Raw genomic sequence first — 16,171 nt, forward strand, 5'->3', positions numbered from 1 at the left:
AAAAAGAATATGAAACGACTACTGTTTATTTTAACTGCAATTTTCTTTGCAGACGCAGTTTTTGCCGCAAAAGTTGATACACTAAAGGTGTATAGCGAAACGATGAAGAAAGACATCACTTGCCTTTTTATCAGTCCGCAGGGAGCTAAAAAGCCTAAAGAAAAGAAGCACTACCCTACAGTGTACCTGTTGCACGGTTACACCGGAGATGCAAAAAGAACTTTAAAACTGGATATCCCAGACCTGAAAGCTCAGGCAGATGCCCTTCAAATGATCATTGTCCTTGCCGATGGCGGATACAACAGCTGGTATTTCGACAGTCCGCTGAATGAAAAAATCAGATACGAAAGCTTTATTACCAAAGAACTCGTTCAATTTACGGACAAGACCTACCCTACCATTGCAGATAGAACGAAAAGGGCCATCTATGGCTGGAGCATGGGCGGACATGGCGCTTTGTATCTCGCTATACGTCATAAAGAATTATATGGGGCAGCGGGCAGTATTTGTGGAGCCGTAGATTTCAGAGCAGCGACAAAAGGTTACGACATTGAAAAAAGTCTTGGAGACTATGCAGGTCATGAAAAAAGCTGGGAGGAACATACCGTAAACTATAATGTAAACATGCTCAAAAATCAGGAATTAAAACTGATCATAGATTGCGGGCTACAAGATCCTCTTCTGGAAGTCAACAGAGCCTTACATCAGAAACTGATGGCCCTGAAAATTGACCATGATTATATCGAACGTCCAGGTGTGCACGACAATACGTATTGGTCAAAAGCTTCTGCCTTTCAGCTCCTTTTCATTCATCATTATTTTAGTCAGTCATGAAAAAATTCAAATCAGCACTATTTATCATCACCTTAAGCATTATGGCAACTCAGGTTAAATCACAGGAAATCAGCAACCCGAAGGGACTTTACGATCCTCGTCCGCATGGATACTCACATGTAGCCACTGTTCCCGCCAACAGCACATTGGTCTTTGTTGCCGGGCAGGCAGGAACTGACGAAAAAGGAAATCTCTCTTCGGATTTCAGGACTCAGGTAAAGTATACCCTCAAAAACATCGACATCGCACTTAAAAGTAAGGGATTGGCATACCAGCATATTGTTAAGCTAACTACACTTGTCGTCAATTATGATTCAGAAAAGCACAAAGTGCTCATCGAGGAAAGTAAAAAAGTATGGCCTGACGGGAAATATCCGGTAAACACCCTCATTCCGGTTTCCAGACTCGCCTTGGATGGGATGCAGATTGAGATTGACGCAACAGCCGTCCTGATCAACGATTAACCACCCTTCATTCCGGTTTGTTCCGGAAGTATCTATGTCCTGAAATGTATTTTATACCGATTATTTCAGGACATAATCATATTATTCCAGGTTTTATTCCCCTAAATCGAGTAAATTTATTCCAGGTTATACAAAATGGAATGAAGATCAAATTACTACCTCTGGTTTATTTACTATTTGCCCTCAGTTTCTGTCATACTGCCTCTGCACAAAATAAGATCGTCGTCTTTCAATCCGATTTTGGATTAAAAGACGGTGCCGTTTCGGCAATGAAGGGCGTGGCAATGGGTGTTTCTACAGATTTAAAATTATACGACCTCAGTCATGAGATCCCCGCATACAATATATGGGAAGCCAGTTACCGTTTGCTGCAAACCGTCCCTTATTACCCGAAAGGTACGGTTTTCGTTTCTGTAGTTGATCCAGGGGTGGGAACCGAACGAAAATCGGTAGTCCTGCAAACAAAAAGCGGACATTATATTGTCAGCCCGGATAATGGAACACTTACGCTGGTGGCTGAATCTTTGGGGATTGAAGCGGTAAGAGAAATCGATGAGGCGGTCAACAGACGTAAAGATTCCGGAAAATCCTATACCTTTCATGGCAGAGATGTATATGCCTACACCGCAGCGCGCCTGGCGGCCGGAACCATCAGTTTTAAACAGGTCGGAAAACAGTTGTCAAATCAGGTGGTTCTTATTTCTTATCAAAAAGCCTTATTGGAAAATGGCAGGATCAAAGGAAATATCCCTGTTTTAGATGTTCAATATGGAAACATATGGACAAATATCGGATCAGAATTGCTCGGTCTGCTGGACATTAAATATGGAGATTTGATTCATATTGCAGTTTATCACCTGGATAAAAAAGTTTATGAAGGAACGATGCCTTATAGTGCTACATTTGGCGCGGTAAATCAGGGAAAGCCTTTGGCTTATCTGAACAGCCTTCTGGAATTGTCGTTTGCAATTAATCAGGGCAATTTTGCTGCTGAGCATCGGATAGCAAGCGGTAATGAATGGACAGTAGAAGTAACCCCGGTCAACAAAAGATAAAGCAGCTGATATGAAATGGATCCTTATCCTTGAAATTGTTTATGTACTCTTCATTATCGCAGTTTGCCTGCGCATCATCTACGATACCCGATCTGTGAGCAAGACCCTGGCCTACCTGATGCTGGCTGTATTTCTGCCGGTAGTGGGCGTGATCATTTACTTTTCTTTTGGGATCAATTACCGGGTAAGGAAGATTTATAACAAAAAGATCATTTCTGACGACATCATTTCTCAAAGGGTCAATGCAAGGATTATCTTGAATTCAGAGAAAACAATTGACCAGATGAATCCGGAGCTTAAAAAGTACAGAAAGCTCGCCCAACTGCTATTGAATAGTAATATGAGTGGCCTGTCAGGAAGAAATGAAGTCCAGCTGCTGTTAAATGGCGAGCAAAAATTCCCGGAAGTATTACAGGCATTGCGGAACGCCAAACACCACATTCACATGGAGTATTACATTTTCGAGGATGAGAAGATCGGAAATGAGATCAAAGATATTCTCATTGAGAAAGCAAAACAAGGGGTACAGGTGCGTTTTATTTATGATGATTTTGGAAGTCGTTCGATCAGGAAAAAGTTGGTTCCGGAGCTCAAGGCAGCAGGTGTACAGGCCTTTCCTTTTTACCAGATCATTTTTATTGCACTGGCCAACCGCCTCAATTACCGAAACCACAGGAAAATCATCATTGTGGATGGGAACATTGGGTTTACGGGTGGCATTAACATCAGTGATCGCTATATCAACGATGCAAATGATCCTAAATCTTTGTTTTGGAGGGATACCCATGTAAAAATTATGGGCCCCGGTGTACATTACCTGCAGCATTTGTTTATTTCCGACTGGAATTTCTGTTCTGAAGAGACTTTAGAGATCCAGGAAGCATTTTTTAATACGCATGAAAAGCTCAAGGGAGAGGTAGAAGTACAAATTGCAGCGAGTGGACCGGACTCCGACCACCCCACCATTCTGCTAAACCTGATTCAGGCTATAGGAATGGCAGATCAGGAAATTCTAATTACCAGCCCATATTTCATTCCCGGAATCAGTCTCCTGGATGCCTTATTTGTAGCAGCTTTAAGCGGGATCAAAGTAAAACTTCTCGTTCCTTTTGAGTCTGATTCCATCTGGGTAGCTGCGGCCGCGCGCTCCTATTATCAGGAATTGCTGGATGTCGGTGTAGAGATTTTCCAATACCAGAAAGGTTTTATTCATGCAAAAACAATGGTCATTGATGAACAGCTATCCTTTATAGGAACTGCAAATATGGACGAACGCAGTTTTGAACTTAATTTTGAAGTGAATACTGTGATTTATGATAGCGGGATTGCCAAACAGCTAAAAAATGCTTTTGAAGAAGACCTGACTTTCTCGGTTCCGATTGATCCAAAAAGCTGGGCAGCAAGATCTGCAAGAGTGCAGTTCCCCGAAAAAATTGCCCGTTTGCTTTCTCCGTTATTATGATTTAGCTTACATAAAGCAATCGATGTAATCCAGAATCATGTGGATCACCAGTCCTATTCCAACTAACCTGGTCTTAGGGAAGAATAACAAAATCACGTACACTCCTATTGCATAATAAGAATGCAAAGGATGAAAACCAATGCTGCATCGGTTAGGGTCATAGATCGGTACGGCCAATAAATGGTCCAGGTCTACCGCCATCGTAGCCATCATAATCAACCATGCTTTCAGCAGGGTTTTCCTATAAAAAATAACAGCAACAATCGCGGGTACCAAAAAATGTAAAAAGATATGAAACATGGCTTCAAAGATACTGCTATGTATGGATCAAATAAAACATTAAAAACAATACTTATTTTTAATTAAATGTTGTTAAAGTAATATTAATTACAAATATTAGACATGTAAAAGATTTTATGATGCCGAATCCTACTGTTCAAGCCAGTCAATAGGATAAGATTATCAAACAGAATAGATCATAAGGTGTTTCTGACTTCCGAAAAACCGGAACAGAAAATACTGGCGGTACCTGGAGATTTCAATTTTGAAGCTCCGGAGGTCGTTTTAAGGAAAATAATTGCAGGAATAAAAGCAAAGGCCAAGGGAGGCCTGACTAATTTAATCATGTTATGGAGCTAGCAAACACATTTTTCAAAGAAGAGAAAGATCCTTATTACATCAAAGGCTTCAAAAAAGGGGCAGAAAAGGAAAGAATCAAGGCTTCGTCTGAATTTGCAGAAAGGTTAATTCTGGGTACAGACTATACCAATGAGGTCATCGCGGTATTGGCGGGGGTAACCATTGCTTTTGTTAAAAAAAAGCGCCAGGCTGTGATCAAAAAAAATCGTCTGAAGAAATGAACAAAAATTACCTGATGCCATAAAACGAAATTGTTTTCATGATATAGCATCAGGTAATTTGTAAAGCCGACCTTACCTTTTTCCGAAAAGTGTATAACCAAGGGTAACTGAAAAGCCCCGGTTATAAATCTTCCATTGACCTTCATTTCTCTCGGTATGCTCTATTAAAGGAGCAAGGCCCTGAGTATATTTGGCCTGTATGTTAATGCCATTTTTAAACTCGTACCCCAGTCCGGTTAGCAGTCCTGCATCCAGTTTCTGTGTGTAATCGCCGGTCTGTTTTGCATCACCAAAAATGCTTTTATCCGTATAAATCTCTCCTGATTCGTTTTTTCGCTGAATGGAGGACGATAATAATACGCCGGCATAGGGACCTAAAAAAAACTGCAATCCTTCCATCTGAAAAGTCAGGTTAAAAGGGGCAATATCAAGGTATACATTTCGATATTTGCTATCGAAATCCGGGTAGGCTTCTTCCTCCATCTTTAACACTCCCCCCTTTTGCAGGAGGGAAAGCTCATGTTTAAAGCCCCAATGCTGGCTTATTTTTGTACTCAGTTCTATCCCCAGGTAATATCCGCCACTTAAAGAAGTAGGCTTCCCTCCGGTTGAAAACTCGTTTACTCCTGCCCCGGCAATCGTAAAGCGGGAATATCCAGCTTTCAGGCCGAAGCTTAGTTTTCCTGGTTCTATTGATTTCTTATTTTCTATCAGGTCTTCCACAGCTGCTGCCTGCGCTGGTCTTACAACTGTCTGAGCCATTCCTACATTGGCCAGGAATACCCCCAACCACACCATACTTATCTTTTTCATTTCTTATTTTTTACCGTTAACCCTATTTAAAACTCGATATCCCAGATCCCTGCAACCTTTTCCAGTTCCAACAAAGCATTTCCATAGGCATTCCATATCTCCAGATAACTCTGCTGAACCTCATTAAATGTTCGCTGGGCATTGAGCACTTCCAGAAGAGAAGTTTCCCCCCGCTTATAGTTGTATACCTTGCCATCCAGTACTTTCTGCGCATCCTGTAGCATCCCTCCTGAAAACTGTGCGACCTGCTTTCGGCTGGCCTGGTAATTGTAATAGGCCTGTGTCACCTCAGTTTGAATCTGCAGTTCCGTTTGCCGGTATAAGGCTTCGCTCTGCAAAACGCCAAACCTGGCAGCCCTCAATGCTCCGGGATTCTGGTTGGAAAACTTCAAAGGAATGCTGAACCCTATCGTGACATTCGTTGAGGAAGGCGTAGGTGCCACGGCATTGGCCACCACTGAATTTGAAGCGACACCAAGAGACAAGCCCAAATCAAGCGTTCTGCTGGCTTTAGCCAGATTAAGCATCCATTTAGACACCTCAGTACCTTTTAATGCAACCAACAGGTCCGTACGTCGATTCTGAGCATTCAGGATCAGCTCTTGCAAGTTGAAAATCCTTTCGAGCTTTTTCAGATCAACATCGGGCTCGTAAAAGGTGTCCTGTTGTTTTGACCCGCTCCACATGTTCAGGTTCGCCAGAGCTGCTTTCCAATCTGCCTCCTGTTGAAAAACTTCGTTCAGCTGTGATGCGGCCTCCAATCTGGATTGTCTGGCGTCAACTCCTGATATGGCACCCAGCTTTAAGCGAATGCTATCCGAACTGCTCAGCTTTTTCATCATGCCATAAGAACTCATTTTTAGCCGCAGCAATGCCTTTTCCTTTACTGCATTCAGGTAAGCCACAGCCGCATCAGTCCTCAGGTTTCGGAAATAGTCGTCGAGTAAAAGCTGAGCCAGTTCCGCTTCCCTCTTGGCAAGGTTAATTCTGGCCTTTCGTTTACCGCCCATTTCCAGCGTATAGCTCAGCCCCGAACTGATTTCGTATCCCATTTTCATACGGCGTTGTCCATGATCTCCTGCTCCAAAGCTCAACTCAGGATCAGGAAAAACTCTTGCACTCAATGCATCTGCCTCCGCAATACTCACTTTAAACTTCTCAGCAGCATACCCCAGATTATTTTGCCCTACCATTTTCAAATAAGCCGGAAAAGAGAGTTTTAATTGATAAAAACCAGTGTCCACCTGAGCATGAACAGTGCTGCCAAAAATTGTTAACAGCAGCATTAAAAACCCATTTTTATATTCATTAAGTAAGTTCATCGGTGTTGGAATTAGTAGTTAATAATTGGATTTTAACAGATGAAGCATCCGCTTCAGCCTTACGCTCCAACAGGTAATAAAGCGCTGGAAGGGCATACAAAGTGATGGCCGTAGAGAAAAGTAAACCATAAACGATGACGGTTGCCAGGGGCCGTTGCACATCTGAACCGATCCCTGTAGCCAATGAAGCAGGCAACAAGCCCAGAACCGCGACGGTGGCTGTCATCAATACCGGCCGGAAACGATGTTTTGCACCTTCAATTACCGCGTTTTTCAACGCCATCCCCCGCTTTCGAAGGCTATTGATATGCGAAATCATGATAACCCCGTTCTGTATGGCCACACCAAAAAGCGCAATGAAGCCAACAGCAGAAGAAACATTGAGCGTCATCCCCCTCAGGTTTAAAGCCAGCATTCCTCCAAACAAGGCGAGGGGAACGATGGTCAGAATTAGTGCGGCCTGATTAAACTTCCCGAAGGCGACATAGAGCAGTAAAAACATGATCGCCAGGGCGAGGGGAACGATCATCAGCAACCTGGAATAGGCACGATTCTGATTTTCAAACTGCCCGCCCCACTGGATGCTGTATTTCTGATGATCATACGCAATGTTCTTTTCAATTTTCACCTTAGATTCTTTAAGTAAGGAAGATAGATCCGTCCCCCTCATGTTAAGCTTTACCGTAAGATGCCTACGGTTCGTCTCTCTGGTGATCGTACTTTCTCCGGTACTCAGCCTGATGTCTGCGACCTGTGACAAAGGAATTTTAGCACCTTCATTGTTTGTTAGCATCAGATTCCCGATTTTTTCAGGGCTATCCCGGCTGTCTTCTTTATAGCGGCAGGTCAGTTCATAAACCTTATTGCCCATGAATACCTGCGAAATTGCTTTTCCACCTATTGCCACCTCGATCAGGTTTCCGACATCGGCTACATTTAATCCATACTGAGCGATCTTCTCCCTATCTGCCCGAATCTGCAATTGAGGCAATGGCGGTTCCTGATCGATCGCAATGTCTACCGCTCCTTTGACGGTTTTCAGCGTTCGCCGGATGTCCTCTGCAATTCTCCTGCTTTCCTTAAAGTCATCGCCATAAACCTTTACGACCAGTTCACTATGTGCCCCCGAAATCTTATCCATCACCCCATCAATCATCGGCTGTGCAAAACCCACAGTATAGCCGGGCATGCTTTCATATTCTTTAGACAATTCAGCGATCAGGTCTGTCTTAGTTTTTCCCATGGGCCACTCGCTATAAGGCAAAATCCCAACGGAACATTCAAAGTGAGCAGCGGTAAATGGGTCAGTTCCATCGTCGTTTCTTCCGGCCTGAATCATCATGTAGGTCACCTCTTTATGTTTCATCGTCCGATGACGAAGCGTATCACTCATCTCCCTGGATTTCTCCACTGTGATCCCCGGAGGAAGCTGAACCTGCAACCATATAGAACCCTCGTCAAGAGTCGGTAAGAAATCCTTTCCTACAGTAACACTTAAAACAACACCAGATACGAGCACCAATGCCAAAGGGAGAAAAACCTTGCCCGGCCGCGCCATGATTTTGCTGGTTCTGCGGTGATAAGCGAGGCTCAATTTCTCCAGCCATTTGTTATGATATAACTTTTTAGGCTTACGGTAAGTCAGGTATGCGAGGCCGGGAATTAACAACAATGCAACGGCCAGTGCGCCAAACAAAGCATAGCCAACCGTAAATGCCATCGGTGTAAACAGCTTCTTTTCTACCCGCTCAAAAGCAAATAAAGGCAGGTACGCAGTGATGATGATCAGGGTGGCAAAGAAGATCGGTTTTGCGACGCTAAAAGCGCGATCGGCAATGGACTGCTCCTCCAGCATCTCCTCCGGATGTTCCTCTCTTTTCTTGAGAATCGTTTCCATCATCACGATGGCCCCATCCACGATGATCCCAAAATCTATCGCCCCCAGAGAAAGCAAATTTGCTGGAATATTCGTCAGTTTCATCAGGATAAAAGCAATGAGCAATGAAATGGGAATGGTAATCGCTACCAGTAATGCACCTCTCCAGCTGCCCAGGAAAACGATCAGAACAATGATCACCAACGCCATTCCTTCGATCAGCGTATGGGATACCGTCTTCAGCGTGGTATCGACCAGATCTGTACGGTCCAGAAAAGTATGGATCTTTACGCCTTCAGGAAGCAAACCATGGTTGAGTTCATCTACAGATTTATTGATTCCGGCAAGGACATCTGAGGGGTTTTCTCCTTTCAAAAGCAATACGATCCCCTGGATGCTTTCACTATAATCACGACTGCGATCGGTATAGCCAAGGACACCTTTGCGTTCCAGTTTTCCATATTTTAATTCCCCAAGGTCTCTCAGCAGAATAGGAACTCCCTTTTGTGAGCTGACCACGATGCGGCCAATGTCTTCCAGGTTTCTCAGCAGGCCGATTCCACGAACCACATAGCCCTGCTCGCCCCTGTTCAGGATGCTACCCCCCACATTTGCATTGTTTTTAGCAATCGTTTCTTCGACGTCATCAATGTTCAGCCGGTATTGTTCCAACTTTGCAGGATCAAGTTCAATCTGATATTGGGTCGTAATGCCCCCAAAATTGGTCACATCAGCAACGCCCGACACCTGTTTGATCTTTGGGATGATCAGCCAGTTTTGAAGATCAGTCAACTCCCGGAGATCATGCCCCTTACTTTCAATCACATACCGGTAGATTTCGCCTGTTGGTGAGGTCAGCGGGTCCAGGCCAGGCGCAGCACCGTAGGGAAGCTGTACTTCGGTAAGCCGTTCCTGAATACGCGTACGCGCAAAATAATCGTCTGTGCCGTCGTTAAACACAATGGTGATGATAGACAGTCCAAAAGTACTTTTGCTTCGCATCACGTGCATCCCAGGCATTCCGTTCAAAGCTCTTTCCACGGGGATGGTAATTTGTTGTTCCACTTCTTCCGCGGCCAGGCCGGGAACCTGGGTCACGACCTGGGAAGTCACATCGGCAATATCAGGATAGGCTTCCAGGGCAAGCTTTGTCCATGAATAATAACCAAAGACTCCCAGGAGGAGGAATAGGGCCAGCATCAGCCAGCGTTTTTGTATGGCGGTAAGTACAATATTTTTCATCAGAATATATTTGTCGCTTAATGGTTATGACTTGTATTAATTCGGCTTTTATTTCGCTTCCAGCAGGTAAAAACCACCTTCAGTGACGATCGTTTCCCCCGGTTTAAGCCCGGATGTAATCATCATTTTCCCCTGATCAACAGCGGCTGTTTCGACTTTCCGGCGCACAAATTTCCCCGGAGCAGTCTGCAGAAACACAAAACTGTTTTCGTTCATCTGGAAAACAGACTTAACAGGCACCGCAGCGGTATTTTGAGGACTATCCTTGAAATTAACCGTCACGTACATCCCCGGTTTAAGGGCATAATCCTTATTTTCACATTCGATCAGGACCTTCACGCTTCTTGTCTCTTCGTCGATCAAATCTTCTACGCGATAGACCCTGCCTCTGATCTTTCGTCCCGGATAGGCCGCCACTGCTATCGTCGTTTCGTCGCCCTGATGTATAAACCGGATGTCCTTTTCTTTCACCTGGCCAGCGATCCAGACTTTGTTCAGTTCAGCAATTTTTGCATGAGGAGCCTCGTCGCTTTTCAGGTAATGGCCGGTCACCAGGTCATTCTGAATGACCTCACCTCTGATGGGAGAACGGATGATCAATGGTTGTCCGAGAACCAATTTATCCGGGTCAGTCTGGTAGATCCGGAGGATAGCTTTTACATTTTCATATTCCTTTAAAATCAACTCATAAGAAGCTTCTGCCTCTTCTAAGTCTTTAACTGAACCCACCTCATTTTTTTTGAGATCCTGCTGACGCTTTAAATTCAATAACGCCTTCTTTAATTCAGACTTTGCGGCGAAATAATTCTTCTGAGTTTCTATAAATTCGGCGGATACCATTTCAAAAAGCGGAGTTCCGGGATCGATCTTCATTCCCAGTTTCAGAAACACTTTGACCACCCTTCCGGAGAATGGCGCTGCGATGTCTGCGAAGAAGTTTGGAATGGCCTTTACCGTTCCTGCACTACTGAGTGTCATGCGGTAGGCGATTTCTGCAACCGTATCCAGTTTTAGTTTATGCTGCAGGTTTGAATTGGCTGAGAGGAGTATAGTATCACCAGCGAGCTGATAATTTGCAGCTTGTTCTTTCTCTTTTTTTTGGGCACAGGAAGCCAGGAGCAGCACGAAACTGCTGGTCAGTAAAATCTGTTTCATTGGTATTGTTTTTTTACGTTTGAAAGAGAAAATTTCCAGCGCAAAATCTGATAAATCGATGTTTACAAGGACTAAACTCTCTATTTTAACAATTTTTAAATAATTCTTATTCAAATACTTATAGCCACTGATTAAACTTTTTAATGAACAAAGTTTTCACATACTGAGTTAGTAAACAATAGCCAGTCAGGATGCCAATGAGCCATGGAAAATAGGTAAGCGGCAAGGCTTGCAGCTTCAATATTCCGGCAAAAGGACTAAAAGGAATTGCGATTCCAACCAGCATAATCAAGGTCGTTGATGCAACTACCGGCGTCGTTGCCCAGCTTTGAATAAAAGGTATTTTCCGGGTCCGGATCAGGTGTACGATCAGCGTTTGTGACAGCAGTCCTTCTACAAACCAGCCGGTCTGGAACAGGGTCTGGTGTTCCGGGGCATTGGCTTTAAAAACGAAGAACAGCACTGCAAATGTGGCATAATCGAAGATGGAGCTGATCGGCCCGATGTACATCATAAACCGGCTGATTCCTGCGGCATCCCATTTTTGAGGTTTCTCCAGGAAATCCTCATCCATTCTGTCCCAGGGGATAGAAATCTGTGAGATGTCGTACAAGAGATTCTGAATCAACAGGTGGATTGGCAACATGGGTAAAAAGGGAAGAAATGCACTGGCCCCCAGCATGCTGAACATGTTTCCAAAATTGCTACTGGCAGTCATTTTGATGTATTTGATGATGTTTCCAAAGGTCCTGCGTCCATAAATCACCCCTGTGCGGAGTACCATCAGGTCCTTTTCCAGCAAAATGATATCGGCACTTTCCTTGGCAATATCTACAGCCGTATCTACTGAAATGCCCACATCTGCATCTCTTAGCGCGGCAGCATTATTGATCCCATCGCCCATAAAACCAACGGTATGACCTTTCAGCTGCAGCAATTTCACAATCCTTGATTTCTGAATCGGACTGAGCTTGGCAAAAATACTGGTCTCCGCAAGCCGGGCAGAAAGCTCCTCATCATTCATCTGTTCCAGTTCATTGCCCAATAAGACCTGCTGAAAGGGAATTCCTACATCCCTGCAGATTTTCCTTGTCACGATATCATTATCACCAGTCAGGACTTTTATGCTGACGCCCAGTTTCTGCAATCCTTCAATTGCAGGTTTAGCGGAGGGCTTTGCCGGATCAAGAAAGCCGATAAAGCCCGTTAAGATCATATTTTGCTCATCCCCTACCGTATAGTTTGCCGGGCGTTCTTCATGTTCTTTTATCGCAACCAGCAGCACCCTTAGCCCATCTGCATTGAGTTTACGGGAAATGCGGAGCACGGTATTCCTCATGGTTTCATCCATAGGGACAATGCCATCTTTTTCGATGTGAAGCCGGCGATCTTCTCCCGGATCGAATGCATGCGAACAGAGGTCAAGCATTTCTTCTACTGCTCCTTTACAGATCAGCAGCTGTTTTCCGTTTTTCTGCTCCAGGATCACACTCATGCGTCTCCGCTGAAAGTCAAACGGAATCTCATCTACCTTCAGATAGTCTTCTTCCACCTTCAGGTAATCATGGAGTTCTACATGCTCCAAAACAGCCAGATCAAGCAGATTTTTCAATCCGGTCTGATGGAAACTATTGAAATAGGCCCATTTCAGCACCTCATCATCTTCTTCACCAAATACGTTCAAGTGCCTTTCCAGAATGATCTTATCCATCGTCAGCGTCCCTGTTTTATCTGTACAAAGCACATCCATCGCCCCGATATTCTGAATGGCATTCAGCCGTTTCACAATCACTTTGCGTTTGCTCATGTTCTTTGCTCCTTTGGCCAGGTTTGCCGTCACAATCATAGGCAGCATTTCCGGAGTGAGGCCTACTGCAACCGCAATTCCGAACAATAAAGCCTCAAACCAATCGCCCTTGCTCAATCCGTTCAGCAGGAAAATAAGCGGCACCATCACCAGCATAAAGCGAATCAGCAGCCAGCTCACTTTGTTGACTCCTTTATCAAAGCTTGTTTCCGCACGTTTTCCGGTTATCGCTTTCCCAATAGAACCGAAATAGGTCAGATTGCCGGTCGTTACGACAATAGCCGTTGCCGTTCCACTCAGCACATTGGTCCCCATAAAACAGATGTTATCCAATTCCAAAGGAGACTTATGATCGGCATCCGGGATGAGTTCTCCGTTCTTTTCCAGAGGAAGAGATTCCCCGGTCAGCATCGCCTGACTTACAAACAGATCTTTTGACTGAATGATGCGGATATCCGCCGGGATCATATCTCCTGCACTCAAAAAGATCACATCTCCCGGAACGATATTTTTAATATCAATCTCCTTCCTCCCCCCTATTTTACGGAGCACATTGACTGTAGTTTTCACCATGCTTTTCAATTGTTCTGCCGCACGGTTGCTGCTGTATTCCTGCCAGAAGCGCAATAATGAACTTAACACCACCATCAGACCTACTACAATCACCGTTTTATAGTCCCGCTCGGGCGTTTTAACCAACCATACATCCATGATAAATGAAATGACGGCCAAAGACATCAACACCGCAATAAAAGGGTTTAAAAAGGCTTGAAATAGCTGAACATACCAGGCCGGTGCTTTTTCATGTTGAATTTCATTTAATCCGAACATCTTTCTCTTTTCTGCAACTTGGGATGGCCCGAGTCCTTCTTTATTGCTGCTCAGCATGGCATAAAAGAAATCCTGATTTCCCCTTGAAGCATTTCTCAATTTGGTTACTGCGACATCATCGAAGCCTGAGACCGCTTTCTGATGGTTCATTTTTAGTGTTTTCATAACTCTGATTGTTGTCCTGTTAATTCCCAGCTCACCCGCATCACCTCGCTCTCTATCGTTAGTCTGCTCACCATTTTCTCCATCAACTCGTCCTGATTACCCGCAGCAATGATCTCTGCAGTGATGACCGCATTTGCGGGATCACCATTATCGCTGCTGGTCAATGCCCTCAGCATTAATTTATCATGGTTGCCCAAGTGTTGCAGCAAGAGGACACGAATGTGATTTTCTACAGTTTCTTTACACTTGATGGAGATCAGGTATTCTGTGTCTGAGGATTCGCTTTTATGAAAAATGGAGATTTTACCAAGCTTCAGGCCCAATGGGCGCAACATTAGATGTGCCATCACGATAAAGACGGCGCCGATGGCTGCTTCCGAAATAAAGCCCATTCCACACAACGCGCCGATGGCGGCAGAACACCAGAGTGTGGCTGCGGTATTGAGTCCGCGCACATTCGTTCCATCCTTCATGATGACGCCTGCACCTAGAAATCCGATGCCGCTAACAATATAGGAGGCAACTCTGCCACTGGCATCCCCACCGATTTTTACAGCGAGCGTAATGAAGATTGCAGCACCCAGGGACACCAGCGTATTGGTGCGTAAACCTGCAATGCGTTGACGCCATTGGCGTTCTATGCCGATTCCTGCGCCCAAAGTAAGCGCCAGCAACAGGCGGGTTGTGAAGTCTAATGTAGTTAACATGGCTTTTGTTGTTGTCCCAATTCAGGTACAGCAACAAAGCACTATTCTGAGGAGGGAAGTTGAAAAAATAATGGCTTATCACACGGAGGCTTATCCATAGGGTTTGTTTTTTTATTGTGATGCAAAAGTAAGGCAGGCCCTGACGGATCCCCGTTAGGGAACCATTAGAATGACATTAGAAAGTCATTAGAAAAAGGCTGGATTTTACTAAACGTGGTTTAGAATGAGGATAAAGGTAGTTCCTTCCTTCTCTTTGGAGGTCAGCAGAATTTCTCCGTTGTGGAGGTCAACAATTTTTTTAGTCAGGGCAAGGCCGATGCCATTCCCTTCTGCATATTCTTTATTATTCCCTCTGTAAAAAGGTTTAAAGAGGTTTTCAATGTCTTTTTCGGCAATGCCGATCCCCTGATCCGAAAAGCGCAGGATCGTTTTTTCTTTATAATAGGAAATGGAGACCACAGATTCCTGGTTTTCAGAAAACTTGCAATTGTTCTCCATCAGGTTGATAAAGGCAACCTTTAACAGGTGCTCGTTCCCCTGGATCGAGATAAAATCATCGTCTTCCGCTTCCTGATCAAAGATGATGTTCACCTGGTATCCAGGCTGGTTGTGCATCACCTCCGTTCTTGCGTCCAGCAGCACTTCATCCAGACGGATTTCCTTAAAGCTGATCTCTGCCGGATCATAGCTCGCATTGGCGAGGTTCAGCAAATTAGTACTTAAACGGGCCAGTTTACGGGCATCCGTTAAGGCCAGTTCGATCGCTTTTTTGTATTCGGCTGTACTTCGTTCTTTATTCTGAGAGATTTCCAGTTCCGCAATTACGGTAGCCAATGGAGTTCTGAGCTCATGAGAGATATGGGAGACAAATTCTTTCTGGGCATCAAAGGAGTTCTCAATTCTGTCGAGCATCCGGTTAAACGTAATGGCCAGCTCTCCGACTTCGTCTTTACTGTTCTCCACTTTAAGCCTCAGGTCAAGATTTTTAGCCGTAATTTCTTCTACTTCATCAACCATCTCTGCCACTGGCTTCAGGGCATGTTTTGCAAAAAAGTAACCTGCAAAAACCGTCAGAGTCATGCTTCCAATCGCAGATAAAATCAGGATAAAACGAAGGTTACCCAACTTTATCAACCCATATTCGTCTTTTGCGGCGGCAGTGATCACATAATCTGCTCCTTTATACCGATATAAAAAGCCGACTGCCTGAAGTTGTCCCTGGTTAAACTGAATCTCTCCCCTGCTGACAATCTCGGCAATCATCTCCCTGGTTTCCTTAATCTTATCAATATTTACCGCATCATGGTACAACAGATGAAAATCCGTATCATAAACCGCCACTTCTTCCTGAAATAAAGAACCGGGCGAATTTTTATAGATCGTTTGTAAAACACCTGGTGCTACTTTAGCATCCAGCAACAGATTGGTTTTAGTCACCGCCAATTGTCTCAGGCGCTTATAATACTCCTCCTCCCTGTTTTCTGCAGAGGAGAAATAAATAAAAAAGGCAAATCCCGAGATGATCACCGCAAAAAGCAGGGTAAATAAAAGGCTGAGTTTATAGCGGATTTTCAAGGT

At 44.4% G+C, this 16,171-nt stretch carries 13 protein-coding genes; 5 read left to right on the top strand and 8 right to left on the bottom strand.

The window, feature by feature from the left end:
* Positions 1 to 9 precede the first annotated feature (9 nt).
* The 4 genes from AAFF35_RS19205 (at position 10) to cls (ending at position 3,815) form a co-directional block, all read left to right on the top strand.
* Positions 10 to 834: an alpha/beta hydrolase family protein gene (locus AAFF35_RS19205; protein ID WP_342328150.1), complete on the top strand. Its 825-nt coding sequence runs from the start codon at positions 10 to 12 to the stop codon at positions 832 to 834.
* Positions 831 to 1,298, top strand: coding sequence for a RidA family protein (locus tag AAFF35_RS19210; RefSeq protein WP_342328151.1), 468 nt, complete (start codon positions 831 to 833; stop codon positions 1,296 to 1,298). Before AAFF35_RS19205 ends, AAFF35_RS19210 begins: the two co-directional genes overlap by 4 nt.
* A gap of 140 nt (positions 1,299 to 1,438) precedes the next feature.
* On the top strand, positions 1,439 to 2,353 hold the full coding sequence (locus AAFF35_RS19215; RefSeq protein ID WP_342328152.1) for an S-adenosyl-l-methionine hydroxide adenosyltransferase family protein: 915 nt from the start codon (positions 1,439 to 1,441) through the stop codon (positions 2,351 to 2,353).
* 10 nt (positions 2,354 to 2,363) lie between these two features.
* Positions 2,364 to 3,815, top strand: a complete 1,452-nt coding sequence (gene cls / locus AAFF35_RS19220) for a cardiolipin synthase (RefSeq protein WP_342328153.1) — start codon at positions 2,364 to 2,366, stop codon at positions 3,813 to 3,815.
* Positions 3,816 to 3,821: 6 nt separating this feature from the next.
* On the opposite strand, the gene AAFF35_RS19225 is transcribed toward cls, so the two are convergent.
* On the bottom strand, positions 3,822 to 4,115 hold the full coding sequence (locus AAFF35_RS19225; RefSeq protein ID WP_342328154.1) for a DUF6122 family protein: 294 nt from the start codon (positions 4,113 to 4,115) through the stop codon (positions 3,822 to 3,824).
* 329 nt (positions 4,116 to 4,444) lie between these two features.
* Here AAFF35_RS19225 and AAFF35_RS19230 point away from each other — a divergent pair, with 329 nt between their 5' ends.
* Positions 4,445 to 4,675 carry a hypothetical protein gene (locus AAFF35_RS19230; RefSeq protein ID WP_342328155.1) on the top strand — a complete coding sequence of 77 codons (231 nt, stop codon included), beginning with the start codon at positions 4,445 to 4,447 and terminating at the stop codon, positions 4,673 to 4,675.
* Positions 4,676 to 4,747: 72 nt separating this feature from the next.
* Here the strand turns inward: AAFF35_RS19230 and AAFF35_RS19235 are convergent, their stop codons facing one another.
* The 7 genes from AAFF35_RS19235 to AAFF35_RS19265 all read right to left on the bottom strand — a co-directional run bounded on the left by AAFF35_RS19235 (position 4,748) and on the right by AAFF35_RS19265 (position 16,168).
* The gene (locus AAFF35_RS19235; protein WP_342328156.1) at positions 4,748 to 5,488 is read right to left on the bottom strand and encodes a porin family protein; all 741 of its coding nucleotides are present in this window, start codon (positions 5,486 to 5,488) and stop codon (positions 4,748 to 4,750) included.
* A 26-nt stretch (positions 5,489 to 5,514) separates the two neighbouring features.
* The gene (locus tag AAFF35_RS19240) at positions 5,515 to 6,810 is read right to left on the bottom strand and encodes a TolC family protein (protein WP_342328157.1); all 1,296 of its coding nucleotides are present in this window, start codon (positions 6,808 to 6,810) and stop codon (positions 5,515 to 5,517) included.
* Positions 6,797 to 9,928 carry a CusA/CzcA family heavy metal efflux RND transporter gene (locus tag AAFF35_RS19245; protein ID WP_342328158.1) on the bottom strand — a complete coding sequence of 1,044 codons (3,132 nt, stop codon included), beginning with the start codon at positions 9,926 to 9,928 and terminating at the stop codon, positions 6,797 to 6,799. Before AAFF35_RS19245 ends, AAFF35_RS19240 begins: the two co-directional genes overlap by 14 nt.
* A gap of 48 nt (positions 9,929 to 9,976) precedes the next feature.
* A complete protein-coding gene (locus AAFF35_RS19250; protein ID WP_342328159.1) occupies positions 9,977 to 11,083 on the bottom strand; it encodes an efflux RND transporter periplasmic adaptor subunit in 1,107 nt (368 codons plus the stop codon).
* 118 nt (positions 11,084 to 11,201) lie between these two features.
* The gene (gene mgtA / locus AAFF35_RS19255; RefSeq protein WP_342328160.1) at positions 11,202 to 13,886 is read right to left on the bottom strand and encodes a magnesium-translocating P-type ATPase; all 2,685 of its coding nucleotides are present in this window, start codon (positions 13,884 to 13,886) and stop codon (positions 11,202 to 11,204) included.
* Positions 13,883 to 14,593, bottom strand: coding sequence for an MgtC/SapB family protein (locus AAFF35_RS19260; protein WP_342328161.1), 711 nt, complete (start codon positions 14,591 to 14,593; stop codon positions 13,883 to 13,885). The genes mgtA and AAFF35_RS19260 overlap by 4 nt, the downstream gene beginning before the upstream one ends.
* Positions 14,594 to 14,800: 207 nt before the next feature.
* Positions 14,801 to 16,168 (bottom strand): HAMP domain-containing sensor histidine kinase, encoded by a 1,368-nt coding sequence (locus tag AAFF35_RS19265; protein ID WP_342328162.1) that lies wholly within the window; start codon positions 16,166 to 16,168, stop codon positions 14,801 to 14,803.
* Positions 16,169 to 16,171: the final 3 nt, after the last annotated feature.

This window comes from Pedobacter sp. FW305-3-2-15-E-R2A2 (genome assembly GCF_038446955.1).
In the GTDB taxonomy this organism is placed as follows: Bacteria; Bacteroidota; Bacteroidia; order Sphingobacteriales; family Sphingobacteriaceae; genus Pedobacter.

What these genes read in the sequence shown, in the direction of transcription:
- AAFF35_RS19215 (WP_342328152.1), top strand. Translation starts at nt 1,439, where the DNA reads ATGAAGATCAAATTACTACCTCTGGTTTATTTACTATTTGCCCTCAGT.
- AAFF35_RS19250 (WP_342328159.1), bottom strand. Translation starts at nt 11,083, where the DNA reads ATGAAACAGATTTTACTGACCAGCAGTTTCGTGCTGCTCCTGGCTTCC.
- AAFF35_RS19230 (WP_342328155.1), top strand. Translation starts at nt 4,445, where the DNA reads ATGGAGCTAGCAAACACATTTTTCAAAGAAGAGAAAGATCCTTATTAC.
- AAFF35_RS19260 (WP_342328161.1), bottom strand. Translation starts at nt 14,593, where the DNA reads ATGTTAACTACATTAGACTTCACAACCCGCCTGTTGCTGGCGCTTACT.
- AAFF35_RS19225 (WP_342328154.1), bottom strand. Translation starts at nt 4,115, where the DNA reads ATGTTTCATATCTTTTTACATTTTTTGGTACCCGCGATTGTTGCTGTT.
- AAFF35_RS19210 (WP_342328151.1), top strand. Translation starts at nt 831, where the DNA reads ATGAAAAAATTCAAATCAGCACTATTTATCATCACCTTAAGCATTATG.
- AAFF35_RS19245 (WP_342328158.1), bottom strand. Translation starts at nt 9,928, where the DNA reads ATGAAAAATATTGTACTTACCGCCATACAAAAACGCTGGCTGATGCTG.
- cls (WP_342328153.1), top strand. Translation starts at nt 2,364, where the DNA reads ATGAAATGGATCCTTATCCTTGAAATTGTTTATGTACTCTTCATTATC.
- AAFF35_RS19240 (WP_342328157.1), bottom strand. Translation starts at nt 6,810, where the DNA reads ATGAACTTACTTAATGAATATAAAAATGGGTTTTTAATGCTGCTGTTA.
- AAFF35_RS19235 (WP_342328156.1), bottom strand. Translation starts at nt 5,488, where the DNA reads ATGAAAAAGATAAGTATGGTGTGGTTGGGGGTATTCCTGGCCAATGTA.
- AAFF35_RS19205 (WP_342328150.1), top strand. Translation starts at nt 10, where the DNA reads ATGAAACGACTACTGTTTATTTTAACTGCAATTTTCTTTGCAGACGCA.
- mgtA (WP_342328160.1), bottom strand. Translation starts at nt 13,886, where the DNA reads ATGAAAACACTAAAAATGAACCATCAGAAAGCGGTCTCAGGCTTCGAT.